The sequence below is a fragment of the Meridianimarinicoccus marinus genome (assembly GCF_040689105.1).
Classification (GTDB): domain Bacteria; phylum Pseudomonadota; class Alphaproteobacteria; order Rhodobacterales; family Rhodobacteraceae; genus Meridianimarinicoccus; species Meridianimarinicoccus marinus.
On the sequence record NZ_JBFBVU010000002.1, the window covers coordinates 190,281 to 204,171 of the forward strand.

The following is a 13,891-nucleotide window of genomic DNA, read 5'->3' on the forward strand; positions in this document are numbered from 1 at the left end:
TTATTTCCCGTTCAGCCGGTCGCGCAGCAGTTTTCCGGTCTTGAAGAACGGCACGTGTTTTTCCTCCACCTCGACCGATTCACCGGTGCGGGGGTTGCGGCCCACTCTCGCGTCTCGCTTCTTGACGGAAAAGGCCCCAAATCCGCGCAGTTCAACACGGTCGCCGCGCGCCATCGCCTCGATGATCTCTTCGAAGATGGTATTCACGATGCGTTCGACGTCGCGCTGGTACAGATGCGGATTCTCATCCGCGAGTTTCTGAATCAGTTCCGAGCGGATCATGGTGCGTCCCCTGTTGGCTATCCCTCTTTTTTCTCAGAGGCTTGCGGGCACTCTACAAGGCCAGCCCCCGGTTTGAGAAGCGGTTTTCCCACTTTGTGGGGTGATTCTGGGCCGCCTTTCCGGACCTTGCCACGGGATTCCGGCAGATTCCCTGCCGTGGCGCACAGCCCACGCCGCCGATCCGACGGCATGCGGCGAATCGAAAAGGCGCGCCCGGTTGCCCGGACGCGCCCCAAAATCGTCAGTCCCTGATGGGATTATTCGTCGCCCTTCAGCGCCGCACCAAGGATATCGCCCAGCGATGCACCCGAGTCCGAGGAGCCATACTGCTGCACGGCCTCTTTCTCTTCGGCGATCTCGCGCGCCTTGATCGACAGACCCAGACGGCGGGTCTTGGGATCGACGTTGGTGACGCGGACGTCGACCTTGTCGCCGACCTGGAAGCGCTCGGGGCGCTGCTCGGCCCGGTCACGCGACAGATCCGAACGACGGATGAACGACTTGGTGCCTTCGTAGGACACTTCGACGCCACCATCTTCGATCGCGGTCACTTCGACGGTGATGATCGAGCCGCGCTTGACGCCGGCCACGGCCTCGGCAAACGGATCGCCGCCCAGAGCCTTGATCGAGAGCGAGATACGCTCCTTGTCGGTGTCGATCTCGGTGACAACGGCCTGCACCACATCGCCCTTGCGATAGTTGCCGATCACGTCCTCGCCACGACCTTCCCAGGTCAGATCCGAGAGGTGCACCATGCCGTCGATGTCGTCGTCGAGACCAATGAACAGACCGAATTCGGTGATGTTCTTGACTTCGCCTTCGACTTCGCTGTTGACCGGGTACTTCTCTTCGAACAGCTCCCACGGGTTGCGCATGGTCTGTTTGAGACCCAGCGAAACGCGGCGCTTGGCCGGATCGATTTCCAGAACCATGACCTCAACCTCTTGCGAGGTGGACACGATCTTGCCCGGATGGACGTTCTTCTTGGTCCAGGACATTTCGGAAACGTGCACCAGACCTTCGACGCCCGGCTCCAGCTCCACGAACGCACCGTAGTCGGTGATGTTGGTGACGCGGCCCTTGTGGACGGTTTCCAGCGGGTACTTGGCCTGAACCGATTCCCACGGATCTTCCTGCAGCTGCTTCATGCCGAGGCTGATACGGTGGGTTTCCTTGTTGATCTTGATGACCTGAACCTTGACGGTTTCGCCGATCGACAGGATCTCGGAAGGATGGTTCACACGGCGCCATGCCATGTCGGTGACGTGCAGCAGGCCGTCGACACCGCCCAGGTCCACGAAGGCCCCGTATTCGGTGATGTTCTTGACCACGCCGTCGACCGCATCGCCTTCGTTCAGCTTGCCGATGACCTCGGCGCGCTGTTCGGCACGGCTTTCTTCCAGGATGGCACGGCGCGACACAACGATGTTGCCACGGCGGCGGTCCATCTTCAGGATCTGGAACGGCTGCTTCAGACCCATCAGCGGGCCGGCGTCACGCACCGGGCGGACGTCAACCTGCGAACCGGGCAGGAAGGCCACGGCGCCGCCAAGATCGACGGTGAAGCCACCCTTGACGCGGCCGAAGATCGCGCCTTCGACGCGGTTCTCATCGGCATAGGCCTTCTCAAGACGATCCCAGGCGGCTTCACGGCGCGCCATTTCGCGCGAGAGCACGGCTTCGCCACGGGCGTTCTCGACCTGGCGCAGGTAGACTTCCACCTCGTCGCCGACTTCGATTTCCGGAGCTTCGCCAGGGTTTGCGAATTCTTTCAGCTCGACACGGCCTTCCATCTTGTAGCCGACGTCGATGATGGCCTGACCCGCTTCAATTGCGATGACACGACCTTTGACAACCGACCCTTCCTGGGGGGTGTCGATTTCGAAGCTTTCGTTCAGGAGGGCTTCGAATTCCTCCATCGATGTGTTCTGAGCCATACGGTCTCTGAGATCCTATTCTATCTTCGTTTCTGGCCGAGCGGTTGTCTCCGCCGGTCTTTGGGGTTGGTCTTCCACCGCACCGCAGTCCAGAACGAACAAGGGCCGGAGGTTTCCCCGACCCTGCTCAGATCATGGTCTGCGACTCTTGCGGCCTGCTTGACAGCGCCCATTTAGGCGTCTTGGCCAAACTATGCAAGCTTTCTGAATGTGTCGGATGCCCTCAGCCCAGCAGCGGATCCTCGAACCCGGTCTCCATGGCAACGCCGTTGGTGCCCCAGACCGCGTCGATGTCGACGGGGTCTGCTACGGGGGCCGTCCGCGCGACGCCATTGGTGCCCCAGACCGCGGTTACATCGATTTGGCTTTCCCCGGCAATATCGGGGATTTTCGCAAGGTCGTCTTCAATGGAGCCAAACGCGCGGAAAATGAATGTATCGGCCATTACGGTCCCTCTCTTCAACTGACTTGGGAATAGTTAACACCCCCTCGCTTTATGGATGAAGTCAGGCAACCCCAACCCGGGGTCAGGACATCCCGACCTCCACCGCCGCCACGGCCTGGGCCACAGCCTCGTCGATGCTCAGGTGCGAGGTGTCCAGCACCAACGCGTCACCCGCAGGTTTCAGCGGCGCCGTGGCGCGGGCGCTGTCGCGGGCATCGCGGTCGCGCAGGTCCTGCAAGACCTGCGCCAGCGTCAGATCGGGATCGGAAGGGGACAATTCGGCAAACCGGCGCTGCGCCCGCGTTTCGTCCGAGGCGGTGACATAGAGCTTCACCTCTGCCGCCGGGCAGATCACCGTGCCGATGTCGCGCCCGTCCAGAACCGCGCCGCCGGGCCGCCGGGCAAAACCCTGCTGAAAGGCCACCAGTGCCGCGCGCACCTCGGGGATCGCCGCCACCTTGCTGGCCGCCGTCCCCGCCGCGCCCGAGCGCAGATCATCCCGTTGCAAATCCTGAGGAGACAGGCTTTCTGACGCCGCCACCGGCGTCATGCCTTCGGCCACCTTCGCCCCGGTCGCCCGGTACAACAGGCCGGTGTCCAGATAGGCAAAGCCGAAATGCGCCGCCACCGCGCGCGCAATGGTGCCCTTGCCCGAGGCCGCCGGCCCGTCGATGGCCACGGTAAATGCTTTCTCCATGCGCCTCTCCCTGTGCTGCGCCTTTTCTTCCCGCGTTCCGCCGCCGGCCACAAGCCCCGCCGGTCACACCGCCACGGGCGCGATCAGGTCTTCGCCGCGCGCCCGGTTGGAATTCACCGCCGTGCCGACGCGATGGTAGGTCAGGACATCATCCGGGGCCGGGCGCATCAGGGGGGCGGCGCCGCGGCCGGCCTCGCCCAGCCACAGGCCCCAATCCTCGGGGGCCAGCACCACCGGCATCCGGTGATGAATGGCCGACAGCCGGTCATTGGCGGCACAGGTGACAATGGCGCAGGTGGCCAGGCGCGACCCGCCTTCTTTCGGCTCCCAGTCCTGCCAGACCCCGGCGAAGACCACCGGGGCGGCATCGGCGCGATGGATGTACCACGGCAGCCGCGCGCCGTCGGCATCCTTGGTCCATTCGTAGAAACCGGTGGCCGGGATCAGGCAACGGCGCTGTCGGCAGGCATCGCGGAAGGCGGGTTTCTCGGCGATGGTCTCGGCGCGGGCATTGATCAGCAGCGGCCCGTCGCCGGGGGTCTTGTACCAGCGCGGCACGAAGCCCCAGCGCAGCGCCGCCAGACGCCGCCCGCCCGTGTCGCCCCCGCCCAGAACCGCGACGACATCATTGGTCGGGCAGATGTTGTAATTCGGCCCCTGCGGTAGATCGTTGCCGGGCGCGGCTGCGAACAGCTGCGCCATGGCTTCGACCGGCAGGGTCAGGGCAAAACGTCCACACATGGGCGCAGCCTAGCCGTGCCGTGACGGGCTGACCAGTTCTTGACTTTGCCCGCCCCAGCGGGCCGTCTGGGACGAAACAGCCCCCATACGGAGACCCAGATGCGTATCCCTGCCCTTGCCGCCGTCGCCCTTGGCCTTGCGGCCTGCGCCCCGTCCGCCAACGACAACCTTGCGACCATGGTCGGTGCTGGCAATGCCGCGGCGATCGAGGCGGCCACCGCCTGCAATTTCGACACCGCGCTGGCACAAGCACAACGCGAAGCCAATTCCCCGCGCGGCGAAACGCAGCTGTTCAGCCAGTTCACCCAAGCCGCGATCTATACGGAAACCGGCCAGGGCGCGAAGGCCGCCGCGGCCGTGGAAACGGCGACCAACAGCGCCGCCATGAACCCCGATGGCGCCAGCCGCGATCAGATGCAGCAAGGCGCCAACGGTGTTCTGAACATGGTGCGGGACCGCCGGTATGAACTGACCGGCAACCCCGATTGCTGAGCCGACGCCTTACTTGGCGTAGCTGATGCGACCATCCGTGTAAGGCTGGTAGGGCGAGTTCGTGGCCAGGAATTCGGCCATGACCTCGGCCAGGTCCGGCCCGAAGTCATAGACATCGCTGGCCGATTTGAACATCGCGTAGCCGTCGCCGCCGTTGCGCACGAAGTTGTTGGACACCACGCCATAGGTCTTGCCGGGGTCCAGTGGCGTCGGGGTACCGTTCTCGATCACCATGATGTCCGAAATGCGTTCGCCGGTGGGCGCGTCCGGATTGATGACGAAGGTCATGCCCGCGACCTGCGGGAAACGGCCATCCTTTTCGGGATCGTCGAACTGCGCCATGCCGTTTTCCAGCGCGTCCTTGATGGTCGCCCCGGTGACGAAGAAGGTCGACAGCGTGTTCTGGAACGGCAGAACCGTATAGACCTCACCCATGGTGATCTCGCCCCCGTCGATCGAGGACCGCACGCCGCCGCCGTTCTGATAGGCGATCGAGATGCCCTGATCCTTGACGCGGGCCAGCATCGCATCGGCGACAAGGTTGCCCATGGCGCATTCGCCGGTCCGGCAGACCGAGCGCTCCCCGTCGATGGGTGCTGCAGCCTCGGCCACGACCTTGTTGCGGATATCGTCCAGCGGCACGGCCAGCATGGCAATCCGTTCCACGTATTCCGCGATCTCGGGCACTTCGGCATCCATGATCAGCGGCTCACCGGCGGCGGAGACCACATTGCCGGCGTCGTCGAAATTCACCTCCAGCGCGCCCAGGAACTTGCCATAGGCATAGGCCTGCACGATGGCGGTGTCGCCGACCATGGTGGGATAGGGGCCTTCGGCCCGGTCGGATGTGTTCGACAGGTAGGTGTTGGAATGACCCCCGACGATCACATCGACGCCGGTCGTCTCCTGTGCCACGCGCAAATCCACGTCATAGCCCGAATGGCTCAGCACCACGATCTTGTTGATGCCTTCCGCGGTCAGCTTGTCGACCTGCGCCTGCACCGCTTCGGACGGGTCCGAGAAGGTGATGTTGGGACCGGGCGAGGAGATCTCGGGGTTGTCCTGCGGGGTCAGGCCGATCATTCCGATCTTCTCACCGCCGATCTCCAGCACCGTCGAGGGCATGATCTTGTCGGACAGCAGCGCCTCGGCGGAATAATCGGCGTTCGACATCAGCACCGGGAAATCCACCCGTTCGACGAAAGCCGCCAGCGTCTCGGGCCCGTCGTCGAATTCGTGGTTGCCCACGGTCATCGCGTCATAGCCGAGCTTGTTCATCATCTCGGCGGCCACTTTGCCCTTGTAATAGGTATAGAACAGCGTGCCCTGGAACTGGTCGCCGCCATCCACGAGGATCGAGTTGCCCGCCGCGTCGCGCGCCTCGGCGATGGCCGAGGCCAGCCGCGCGGTGCCGCCAAAGCACTTGCCCTCGGCGTTGTCCTCTGCGCCGCAGGAGCTGTCGTACTTGCTGATCGGTTCGAACCGGGCGTGGAAATCGTTTGTGTGCAAAATGGTCAGCGCGTAGTCGGCCTGGGCCGATGCTGCCGCCAGCATGGCACCCGCCGACAGGCAAAACAGGCGTTTCATGAGAACCTCCGAGGTCTTTTCTTGTGAATCTCTGCAGGCACCTTGGCACGCTTTGCCTCAGGGGCAAAGCACCTTGCGCGGTTGACCCGGCGCCTTGTGCACGGCACATGAACCCCATGATGATCTTCAAGATATTCCGCGCCGACGAATGGGCGGTCTTGTGCGCCGACGGGCAAACTTTGGGCGCTCCGGTGGACCTTGCCGATGGTTTCATCCATTTCTCGACCGCCGCGCAGGCAGCCGAAACCGCAGCCAAACATTTCGCCGGTATCGACGGTCTGATGCTGGCCGGTGTGGACGCCGACACCCTTGGCCCGGATCTGAAATGGGAGCCGTCGCGCGGCGGCGCCTTGTTCCCGCATCTGTACCGCGCACTGGCCCGCGCCGAGGTGGTCTGGACCGCCCCGCTGCCGCTGACCGCCGATGGCCATGACTTTCCGGAGTTGCCCGCATGAGCATGCTTGAACGCCTTGGGCTGAAGGCCCTGCATCAGATGAACCCCGAAACCGCCCATGGGCTGGCCCTGTCGGCGCTGAACGCCGGGCTGGTGCCGGGCAGCGGGCCGGTGACCTCGCCCCGGCTGGCAACGTCGCTGGCGGGGCTGTCGCTGCCCAACCCTGTAGGGCTTGCCGCCGGGTTCGACAAGAATGCCACGGCACTTGACGCGCTGGCGCGCAGCGGGTTCGGCTTTCTGGAAGTTGGTGGCGCCACCCCGCGCCCGCAGCCCGGCAACCCGCGCCCGCGCCTGTTCCGACTGGCCCGCGACCGCGCCATCATCAACCGCTTCGGGTTCAACAACGACGGCGCCGCGGCCATCGCCGCACGGCTGGCCACCCGTCCCGACACATCCATCGTCGGCCTGAACCTGGGCGCCAACAAGGACAGCGAGGACCGCGCGCAGGACTATGTGACCGTGCTGGAAACCTGCGGCCCGCATGTGGATTTCGTCACCGTCAACGTGTCCTCTCCCAACACCGAGAACCTGCGCGACCTTCAGGGGCGCGCCGCCCTTTGGGCGTTGCTGACCGGGGTGATGGATGCGCGCGGCCAGATGGACCGCCCGATTCCGGTGTTCCTGAAGATCGCCCCCGACCTGACCGACGCCGAGATCGCCGACATTGCCGAGGTTGCCACCGACAGCGCCATCGACGGGATCGTCGCCACCAACACCACGCTGGCGCGGCCGTCGCTGCAAAGCCACGACCGGCTTGAGGCGGGCGGCCTGTCCGGCGCACCGCTGTTCGAGAAATCCGCCCGCGTTCTGGCCCGCCTGTCGCAACTGACCGAGGGCAAGCTGCCGCTGATCGGCGTTGGCGGCATCGGCTCGCCCGAGCAGGCCTATGAAAAGATCCGCGCCGGAGCCTCGGCGGTGCAGATCTATTCGGCGCTGGTCTACGAAGGGTTGTCGCTGGCCACCCGCGTCGCCGAAGGGCTGGACGCACTGTTGGAACGCGACGGGTTCGCCACCGTGGCCGAGGCCGTGGGCAGCGGGCGCGACGACTGGCTGTGACCGCCTAGAACGGCAGGCGCGCCAGCGGATACTCGGCCATCAGGTCATAGACCGCCCCCGAAGAGGTCAGGGTCGAGCGATAGAGGCCGAAGGCGCGCGGCGCGAAGACCGGCAGGCGCAGTTGCGCGTGGGTCTGCAAGGCGCGGCCCAGCTTGTCCAGATCCTCGGGGCGCATCTCCTTGCGGAAACGAACCAGCGTTACATGCGGGCGAAACCGCCGCCGTTCCAGCGTGATCCCCGCCCGCCGCGCCGCCCGCGCCACCTGCCCTTGCAACGCGATCAACGGATCGGTCAGCGTGACCCCGGCAAAGGCTATCGCCGGGCCGCCCTGGGTGTTCAGACCCGCGATTTCCACCGCCAGACCGTCCTGGCGGATCTGTTCCAGTTCAAGATGCAGGTCGTCCAGCACCTCGACCGGCTGGTCATCCATGAAGGCCAGCGTCACATGGAAATTCTCGGGCGGTACCTTGCGGCCCGACGGCAAGGCCTGCTGCACTTTTTCCAGGGAATCGGTCTGCAACGCCGGGACGGCGAGGGCCACGAAACAGCGCATCTCAGGCGGCCTCCGCTTCCAGCGCCGGATAGCGCAGGCCCAGCGTCAGACCGCGCACCACGAAGCTGACCAGCAGTGCCGCCCACAGCCCGTGATTGCCAAAGGCGGGCATCAGCAGAGCCAGCGCCAGGCCATAGGCCAGAACCGAGATCACCATCATGTTGCGCATGTCGCGCGACCGGGTGGCGCCCACGAAAATGCCATCCAGCATCCAGGCTGCCGCGCCGAAGACGGGCACCACCATCATCCACGGCAAAAACGCGCGCGCCTGCGCCCGGACATCCTCGGCCGTGGTCATCAGATCGACGATCGTGCCGCCTGCCACGGCAAAGCCGACGGTCAGCAGCAGCCCCGCAATGCCGCCCCAGAAACTGGTCAGCACCGCGCTGCGGCGCAGGATCTGCCGTTGCCGCGCGCCCATCGCCTGCCCCACCAGCGCCTCGGCTGAAAAGGCGAACCCGTCCAGCGCATAGGCGGTGATGTGCAGGAATTGCAGCAGCACCTGGTTGGCGGCCAGCGTGGCGTCGCCCAGATCGGCCGCGAAGAACAGGAACGACACGAAGATCGCCTCCAGCAGCAGCGACCGGATCAGGATATCGCGGTTCAGCGTCGCCATGCGCAGCATCCGCGCCCGGTCGAACACCGCCGCCCAGGCCCGCGCCGCCGGGGCCATCAGCGCGCCGCGGCAGATCCAGAGGCCCAGGGCCAGACCGCTCCATTCCGCGATGAAGGTGGCCACCGCAACGCCGTTCACGCCCCAGCCAAAGGACAGAACGAACAGCACGTCCAGCCCCATGTTCAAACCGTTCATCCACAATTGCAGCAGCAGCACCGCGCGTGTGCGTTCCTGCGCGATCAGCCAGCCGGTGATGCCATAGAGCGCAATCGCCGCCGGGGCCGACCAGACCCGGATGCCGATATAGCCGCGCGCCATGTTTTCAACCTCGGCCGAGGCCGGCGACAGGGCAAAGGCCCCCGCCATCATGGGCCATTGCAGCACGATCAGCCCGACGCCGCCGATTGCTGCCACCAGCAGGGCGCGCGACAGGATTGCCACGACCTCGTCGCGGTCGCCGGCCCCCTGCGCCTGCGCGGTCAACCCGGCGGTGCCCATGCGCAGAAAGCCGAACACCCAGTAGATCGACGTCAGGATGACCGCGCCGATGCCCACCGCGCCGATGGGGGCCGCCGCCCCCATCTGGCCGACCACACCGGTATCGACCAGCCCAAGGATCGGCACGGTCGCGTTCGACAGCACGATGGGCAGGGCGATCCGCAGCACCCGGCGGTGGGTCGGCGGGGCCATTTCGACCGGGGTTCGGGTCATCTCAGCCCTTCCGGCGCGGCGCCTGCATCACGAAATGCCCGGTCGCCTGCGCGAACAGACGGTCGCGGTTGTCCTGCCAGCCTTCCACATGGACACTGGCATAGCGCCGCCCCATCCGGTTGACCCGCGCCCGCGCATAGGAATCGCGCGGCAGGCCCGAGCGCAGATAGTCGATGGTGAAATCCACGGTCTTGGGCATCCGGATCGCCTCCGGGTCGGCCAGATCCTCGGGCGTGACCCGGCCCGCCTCGACATCATCCCAGATGATCGACCAGGTCAGTTCGATCACAGCGGCAACTTCCAGAAATCCCGCCGTGGCCCCGCCATGCAGGGCCGGCAGCATCGGGTTGCCGATCAGCTTTTCATTGAACGGCAGAATCGCTGTCAACTCGTCACCGCGACGCTCGAACACGATGCCCAGCGTGCGAATGTAGGGAACCCGCCCGACCAGCGCGTTCAACGTCGCATCGCGGCGTTGTTTGACGATCTGAACCGGTTCGGGGCGCGGGAAATCAACGGGCATCTGGGGTTCCTTGGCTCAGGACGTGAAGGCGCCAGTGGCCATGGCGATGGGATCGTCACGCTCGTCCCGCGTCGTCGCGCGCACAAAGGCGATGGAGCGGGTCACATGCACGCATTCGGCCCGCGCCCGGATGGTCTGCCCCGGCACCGCCGGACGCATGTAGTCGATGCGCAGATCCAGCGTGGCCGTGGTCGGTCCGGTCTCGGGATGGCTCATCACCGCCGCGCCGCAGGTGGTGTCCAGCAAGGCCGATACGGTGCCGCCATGCATCACCCCGGTGGCCGGATCGCCCGCCAGATCGGCGGAATAGGGCATCTCCATCTCGGCCCAGCCTTCGCCGAAATCGGTCAGCACCAGCCCCAGCGCATGGGCATAGGGCAAGGCCGCAATCAGGGCCCGCGCATTTTCAAGACTGCTGTCACTCATCGCCGTACCTGTCGCTGCGTCCCGCCAAGCTCTAGTCCCGCCCCCCGGTCGCGTCTACCCCCCCGGCGTGTGACGCAACGGGCCGGATGCGTTGACCTTCCCGGCGATATACGGTTCCCTCAAGGGCAGGAGTCAGACGGGCAGGAGGACACCATGACCGAACAGCAACGGCTGTCGTTCAAGGAAATGTGCGAGAAATTCGATGTGACGCCGCGAACGCTGCGGTACTACGAATACATCGAGCTTTTGCAGCCCGAAAAGGAAGGCCGGTCCCGGTTCTACACCCCGCGCGAAGTCGCCCGGATGGTGCTGATCAAGCGTGGCCGCCGATTTGGTTTCAGCCTTGAAGAAATCCGGCAGTGGCTGATGATCTACGAAGAAAAGGGCACCCACGCGCAAATGGAAGCCTGGGTCGACCTGGCCACACGTCAGCTTGACGTGCTGGCCGAACAGCGGCAGCAGTTGGATGCCTCGATCTCTGAACTGGAAGAATTGCGCGACAAGGTGGCCGGTAGCCTTTAGGCGTGGGCACAAACTCGGCGCCTGAAGGCAACGCACGCCTTTAACATATGCCTCAGATGCAGATTTGTGATCTCACGCGCGCGCCCTCGGGAACACGTCGCGATATCTGGATCGGGCGCCGAGCCGCCGACCCAGACTATGCCTGACAAAGGTGTATCGGCACGGGGCGACTCCCTTGCAGCGCCGAAAACGGACCCCCTGTTAACCAATTTCGCGAAATCTTGACCCTGCGGGAATGGCCCGGATTGGGCCTTCCGGTATCATTTCATCCCTGAAATCCCTGGCAAACGGCGGTTCGGACTCAATTTTCCTTCAGTTGGGCAAGAAAATGCCTTTCCGGGCCTCCACCAGGGTCAACGTCTTGTCCTTTGCAGCGCAAACATCAAATAACGTAACGCTCTCTCTTGGGATGACGCGACGTTTCGTTTACGTGCACGTCACCCTGTCTACTAGATTGGCGTCAGCGGCCTTAGGTCGGTGGTGTCACACGACCTCAACGACCTAGGACAAGTTGAACGATGAACGAAACAATGACCATTCGGGAAATGTGCGATGCTTTTGATGTCACGCCCCGTACGCTCCGCTTCTATGAATCCAAGGAGCTTCTGGCACCGATCCGTCAGGGCCAGAAGCGGCTTTTCACACGCCGTGACCGGGCGCGCCTGAAGCTGATCCTGCGCGGCAAGCGGTTCGGGTTCAGCCTGGAGGAAATCCGTCAACTGCTGGATCTGTATGACGTGGATGACACCCGCCAGACTCAACTGCGCCATGCCGTGGAGATCGGGCAGAAACATCTCGAAGAGATGCTCGCCCAGCAACGCGCGCTGGAAGATGCCATTGCAGATCTGCGCGAACAACTGGTCACCGGCCGGGCGCAGATCGCCGAATACGACGCCGCCGGAAAAGCGGCGGAATAGACAAGGGGGCCATATCCGTAGCGTCTGGCCCCACCCCAACACCCAAGGGAGAGAGCCATGCCCATCTACACCGCCCCGATCAAGGATCTGCAGTTCGTGCTGCAGGACGTGCTGAACGCCGCCGACAGCGGCATTCCCGGCTATGACGAACTGGAAGCCGACTTCACCGCGGCCGTTCTGGAAGAAGCCGGCAAGATCTCGGAACAGGTTCTGGCCCCGCTGAACCTGTCCGGGGATCGGGAAGGATGCCGGTTCGAGAACGGTGTGGTTTCGACGCCCAAGGGCTTTGACCAAGCCTTCCAGGTGATGAAAGACGGCGGCTGGACCGCGCTGGATTGCGATCCCGACTATGGCGGCCAGGGTATGCCCTATGTGCTGGCCACGGCGGTGGGCGAGATGTTCGTCTCGGCCAACATGGCCTTCAACATGTACCAGGGCCTGACCCACGGTGCCTATTCGGCGATCCACACGCATGGCACGGACGCACAGAAGGCCGCCTATCTGCCCAAGATGGTGTCCTGCGACTGGACCGGCACCATGAACCTGACCGAGCCGCATTGCGGCACCGATCTGGGCCTGATGCGCACCAGGGCCTTGCCGCAGGATGATGGCACCTACCAGATCACCGGCCAGAAGATCTTCATCTCGGCAGGCGACCATGACCTTGCCGAGAACATCATCCATTTGGTGCTGGCCAAGATCCCCGGCGGGCCAGACGGCATCAAGGGCGTGTCGCTGTTCATCGTGCCGAAGGTTCTGGTGAACGAGGACGGCTCGCTGGGCGCCCGCAACGGCGTTTCGGTCGGCAAGATCGAAGAAAAGATGGGCATCCACGGCAATGCCACCTGCGTCATGAACTATGATGCGGCCACTGGCTATTTGCTGGGAGAAGCGCACAAGGGCATGCGCGCCATGTTCACCATGATGAACGAGGCCAGGCTCGGCGTCGGCCTGCAAGGCTACGCGGTGGCCGAGGCCGCCTATCAGAACGCGGTGTTCTACGCCAAGGACCGGCTGCAAGGCCGCGCCGTGACCGGCGCGGAAAACCCCGACGGTCCCGCCGACCCGCTGATCGTGCATCCCGACATCCGCCGCAACCTGATGGACCAGAAGAGCTTTGTCGAAGGCGCCCGCGCCTTCACCCTGTGGGGGGCGCAACTGATCGACCGCTCGCACCGCGCCGGTGACGATGCGGCCGAGGACATGATCTCGCTTCTGACCCCGGTGCTGAAGGGCTTCCTGACCGACAAGGGATTCGAAATGTCTTCGGCCGCGCAGCAGGTCTATGGCGGCCACGGCTATATCGAGGAATGGGGCATGTCTCAATTCGCCCGAGATGCCCGAATCACCATGATCTACGAAGGCGCCAACGGCGTGCAGGCGCTGGATCTGGTCGGCCGCAAGCTGCCATCGAAGGGCGGCAAGCCGGTAATGGCCTTCTTCGAGATGGTCAAATCGTTCCTGAAGGACAACGAGGGCAACGAAGCCCTGAAGGCCGATTTCCTGGACCCGCTGAAAGCCGCCTCGAAGCACCTGCAGGAGGCGGGGATGTATTTCATGGCGCAGGGCATGAAGAACCCCAACAATGCGCTCGCCGGCTCGTATGACTTCATGCATCTGTTCGGGCATGTCTGCCTGGGGTTGATGTGGGCCCGCATGGCAAAGGCCGCCCAGGCACAACTGGAGACCGGAGACGGCGACAACGAATTCCTGAAGGCCAAGATCATCACAGGGCGCTACTATATGGCCCGGCAGCTTCCGATGACGGCGACCCATCTGGCCCGGATTCAGTCCGGGGCGGCGCCTGTGATGGATCTGGACGAAGCGCACTTCTAGAAGCGCGCGGAAGAGAGGGGGCGCTGCCCCCTCTGGACCAGCGGTCCATTCACCCCCGGAGTACTTGAGACAAGAAAAAGAGCTGGGTTCAAAGGC

Annotated in this window: 16 protein-coding genes; 6 read left to right on the forward strand and 10 right to left on the reverse strand. The window is 64.3% G+C overall.

Translation table 11 applies throughout. The features are described 5' to 3' along the window. From ihfB to AB0T83_RS02990, 5 genes are all read right to left on the reverse strand, one after another. On the reverse strand, nt 1-282 hold the full coding sequence (ihfB, locus tag AB0T83_RS02970) for an integration host factor subunit beta (protein ID WP_193140577.1): 282 nt from the start codon (nt 280-282) through the stop codon (nt 1-3). A gap of 257 nt (nt 283-539) precedes the next feature. Further along, complete coding sequence (rpsA, locus tag AB0T83_RS02975; RefSeq protein ID WP_366191405.1) at nt 540-2,219, reverse strand: 30S ribosomal protein S1; 1,680 nt, start codon at nt 2,217-2,219, stop codon at nt 540-542. A 223-nt stretch (nt 2,220-2,442) separates the two neighbouring features. Beyond that, entirely contained in the window at nt 2,443-2,664 is a 222-nt protein-coding gene (locus tag AB0T83_RS02980) for a hypothetical protein (protein WP_366191407.1), read from the reverse strand. An 82-nt stretch (nt 2,665-2,746) separates the two neighbouring features. Beyond that, nucleotides 2,747-3,361 carry a (d)CMP kinase gene (locus AB0T83_RS02985; protein WP_366191409.1) on the reverse strand — a complete coding sequence of 205 codons (615 nt, stop codon included), beginning with the start codon at nt 3,359-3,361 and terminating at the stop codon, nt 2,747-2,749. A 63-nt stretch (nt 3,362-3,424) separates the two neighbouring features. Continuing rightward, a complete protein-coding gene (locus AB0T83_RS02990) occupies nt 3,425-4,102 on the reverse strand; it encodes an SOS response-associated peptidase (RefSeq protein WP_366191411.1) in 678 nt (225 codons plus the stop codon). Between the two features lie 99 nt (nt 4,103-4,201). Between AB0T83_RS02990 and AB0T83_RS02995 the strand changes: the two genes are divergently transcribed. Next, complete coding sequence (locus tag AB0T83_RS02995) at nt 4,202-4,594, forward strand: hypothetical protein (RefSeq protein WP_366191413.1); 393 nt, start codon at nt 4,202-4,204, stop codon at nt 4,592-4,594. 9 nt (nt 4,595-4,603) lie between these two features. Here AB0T83_RS02995 and AB0T83_RS03000 read toward each other — a convergent pair whose 3' ends face one another. Next, the gene (locus AB0T83_RS03000) at nt 4,604-6,181 is read right to left on the reverse strand and encodes a bifunctional metallophosphatase/5'-nucleotidase (protein WP_366191415.1); all 1,578 of its coding nucleotides are present in this window, start codon (nt 6,179-6,181) and stop codon (nt 4,604-4,606) included. A gap of 116 nt (nt 6,182-6,297) precedes the next feature. Between AB0T83_RS03000 and AB0T83_RS03005 the strand changes: the two genes are divergently transcribed. Next, complete coding sequence (locus AB0T83_RS03005) at nt 6,298-6,636, forward strand: DUF952 domain-containing protein (protein WP_366191417.1); 339 nt, start codon at nt 6,298-6,300, stop codon at nt 6,634-6,636. Next, nucleotides 6,633-7,691, forward strand: a complete 1,059-nt coding sequence (locus AB0T83_RS03010; protein WP_366191419.1) for a quinone-dependent dihydroorotate dehydrogenase — start codon at nt 6,633-6,635, stop codon at nt 7,689-7,691. The genes AB0T83_RS03005 and AB0T83_RS03010 overlap by 4 nt, the downstream gene beginning before the upstream one ends. Nucleotides 7,692-7,695: 4 nt before the next feature. Here the strand turns inward: AB0T83_RS03010 and thpR are convergent, their stop codons facing one another. Genes thpR through AB0T83_RS03030 form a run of 4 tightly spaced genes read right to left on the reverse strand, consistent with a single transcriptional unit; the run spans nt 7,696 to nt 10,520 of the window. Further along, nucleotides 7,696-8,244: an RNA 2',3'-cyclic phosphodiesterase gene (gene thpR / locus AB0T83_RS03015; RefSeq protein WP_366191421.1), complete on the reverse strand. Its 549-nt coding sequence runs from the start codon at nt 8,242-8,244 to the stop codon at nt 7,696-7,698. A gap of 1 nt (nt 8,245) precedes the next feature. Continuing rightward, complete coding sequence (locus AB0T83_RS03020) at nt 8,246-9,571, reverse strand: MATE family efflux transporter (protein ID WP_366191423.1); 1,326 nt, start codon at nt 9,569-9,571, stop codon at nt 8,246-8,248. A 1-nt stretch (nt 9,572) separates the two neighbouring features. Next, nucleotides 9,573-10,094: a PaaI family thioesterase gene (locus AB0T83_RS03025; protein ID WP_366191425.1), complete on the reverse strand. Its 522-nt coding sequence runs from the start codon at nt 10,092-10,094 to the stop codon at nt 9,573-9,575. Nucleotides 10,095-10,109: 15 nt separating this feature from the next. Beyond that, complete coding sequence (locus AB0T83_RS03030; protein WP_366191427.1) at nt 10,110-10,520, reverse strand: PaaI family thioesterase; 411 nt, start codon at nt 10,518-10,520, stop codon at nt 10,110-10,112. A 153-nt stretch (nt 10,521-10,673) separates the two neighbouring features. Between AB0T83_RS03030 and AB0T83_RS03035 the strand changes: the two genes are divergently transcribed. The 3 genes from AB0T83_RS03035 (at nt 10,674) to AB0T83_RS03045 (ending at nt 13,795) form a co-directional block, all read left to right on the forward strand. Next, the gene (locus AB0T83_RS03035; protein WP_366191429.1) at nt 10,674-11,042 is read left to right on the forward strand and encodes a MerR family transcriptional regulator; all 369 of its coding nucleotides are present in this window, start codon (nt 10,674-10,676) and stop codon (nt 11,040-11,042) included. 530 nt (nt 11,043-11,572) lie between these two features. Next, nucleotides 11,573-11,959 (forward strand): MerR family transcriptional regulator, encoded by a 387-nt coding sequence (locus AB0T83_RS03040; RefSeq protein WP_366191431.1) that lies wholly within the window; start codon nt 11,573-11,575, stop codon nt 11,957-11,959. Nucleotides 11,960-12,016: 57 nt separating this feature from the next. Continuing rightward, nucleotides 12,017-13,795 carry an acyl-CoA dehydrogenase C-terminal domain-containing protein gene (locus AB0T83_RS03045; protein WP_366191433.1) on the forward strand — a complete coding sequence of 593 codons (1,779 nt, stop codon included), beginning with the start codon at nt 12,017-12,019 and terminating at the stop codon, nt 13,793-13,795. Nucleotides 13,796-13,891 lie beyond the last annotated feature (96 nt).

Bases quoted from the DNA above. Each gene is read 5' to 3' on its own strand.
- AB0T83_RS03040 (WP_366191431.1), top strand. From the start codon at position 11,573: ATGACCATTCGGGAAATGTGCGATGCTTTTGATGTCACGCCCCGTACG.
- AB0T83_RS03045 (WP_366191433.1), top strand. From the start codon at position 12,017: ATGCCCATCTACACCGCCCCGATCAAGGATCTGCAGTTCGTGCTGCAG.
- AB0T83_RS03025 (WP_366191425.1), bottom strand. From the start codon at position 10,094: ATGCCCGTTGATTTCCCGCGCCCCGAACCGGTTCAGATCGTCAAACAA.
- AB0T83_RS03000 (WP_366191415.1), bottom strand. From the start codon at position 6,181: ATGAAACGCCTGTTTTGCCTGTCGGCGGGTGCCATGCTGGCGGCAGCA.
- AB0T83_RS02990 (WP_366191411.1), bottom strand. From the start codon at position 4,102: ATGTGTGGACGTTTTGCCCTGACCCTGCCGGTCGAAGCCATGGCGCAG.
- rpsA (WP_366191405.1), bottom strand. From the start codon at position 2,219: ATGGCTCAGAACACATCGATGGAGGAATTCGAAGCCCTCCTGAACGAA.
- AB0T83_RS03005 (WP_366191417.1), top strand. From the start codon at position 6,298: ATGATGATCTTCAAGATATTCCGCGCCGACGAATGGGCGGTCTTGTGC.
- thpR (WP_366191421.1), bottom strand. From the start codon at position 8,244: ATGCGCTGTTTCGTGGCCCTCGCCGTCCCGGCGTTGCAGACCGATTCC.
- AB0T83_RS03010 (WP_366191419.1), top strand. From the start codon at position 6,633: ATGAGCATGCTTGAACGCCTTGGGCTGAAGGCCCTGCATCAGATGAAC.
- AB0T83_RS03035 (WP_366191429.1), top strand. From the start codon at position 10,674: ATGACCGAACAGCAACGGCTGTCGTTCAAGGAAATGTGCGAGAAATTC.
- AB0T83_RS03030 (WP_366191427.1), bottom strand. From the start codon at position 10,520: ATGAGTGACAGCAGTCTTGAAAATGCGCGGGCCCTGATTGCGGCCTTG.
- AB0T83_RS02995 (WP_366191413.1), top strand. From the start codon at position 4,202: ATGCGTATCCCTGCCCTTGCCGCCGTCGCCCTTGGCCTTGCGGCCTGC.
- AB0T83_RS02985 (WP_366191409.1), bottom strand. From the start codon at position 3,361: ATGGAGAAAGCATTTACCGTGGCCATCGACGGGCCGGCGGCCTCGGGC.
- ihfB (WP_193140577.1), bottom strand. From the start codon at position 282: ATGATCCGCTCGGAACTGATTCAGAAACTCGCGGATGAGAATCCGCAT.
- AB0T83_RS03020 (WP_366191423.1), bottom strand. From the start codon at position 9,571: ATGACCCGAACCCCGGTCGAAATGGCCCCGCCGACCCACCGCCGGGTG.
- AB0T83_RS02980 (WP_366191407.1), bottom strand. From the start codon at position 2,664: ATGGCCGATACATTCATTTTCCGCGCGTTTGGCTCCATTGAAGACGAC.